At 62.9% G+C, this 692-nt stretch carries 1 protein-coding gene; it reads right to left on the bottom strand.

The genetic code is table 11. The features are described 5' to 3' along the window. Positions 1-692 (bottom strand): IS256 family transposase (locus M3I56_RS40790; RefSeq protein WP_254358696.1); only part of this gene is annotated, 692 nt, incomplete at both ends.

The following is a 692-nucleotide window of genomic DNA, read 5'->3' as shown; positions in this document are numbered from 1 at the left end:
CTCACCGCGCCATAGATCGGACGCAGCGCTGCCGCGATCGTCTTGCGGTCCTTGTAGCTGGCGTACTCAAGACTGTTGCGGATCAGGTGCACGATGCACGTCTGCACGGTGGTGCGCGGGTAAGCGGTGCCAATCGCTTCGGCCAGTCCCTTGAGCCCATCAACGACCGCGATCAGGATGTCCTGGCAACCGCGGGTCTTGAGTTCGTTGAACACCTTGAGCCAGAACTTCGCACCCTCGGTCTGCTCGATCCACAGTCCGAGCACGTCACGCTGGCCGTCGGCCTGGACGCCCAGGGCCAGATACACAGCCTTGTTGCTCACCACGCCATCGCCACGGATCTTCACGCGCAGCGCGTCGAAGAAGACCACCGGATACATCGGCTCAAGCGGGCGGCTTTGCCAGGCGAGCGTCTCAGCCATCACCTCGTCGGTGACCGAGCTGATGAAATCGGGCGACACTTCGGTGCCGTAGGTCTCGGCCAGAAACGCCTGGATCTCGCGCACGCTCATGCCACGCGCGTACATCGCGATGATGCGCTCGTCAAAGCCGGTGAAACGACGCTCATGTTTGGGAATCAGGATCGGTTCGAAGCTACCGTCGCGGTCCCGCGGCAGTTCAACCCTGAGCGGGCCGTGATCCGTGATGATCGTCTTGCCGGTGGCGCCGTTGCGCTCGTTGGTCTGGCCTTC

This window comes from Paraburkholderia sp. CNPSo 3281 (assembly GCF_024206515.1).
Lineage (GTDB): Bacteria > Pseudomonadota > Gammaproteobacteria > Burkholderiales > Burkholderiaceae > Paraburkholderia > Paraburkholderia nodosa.
The sequence above is the reverse complement of the archived record's forward strand: the minus strand, read 5'-3'. Positions and strand labels throughout refer to the sequence as shown.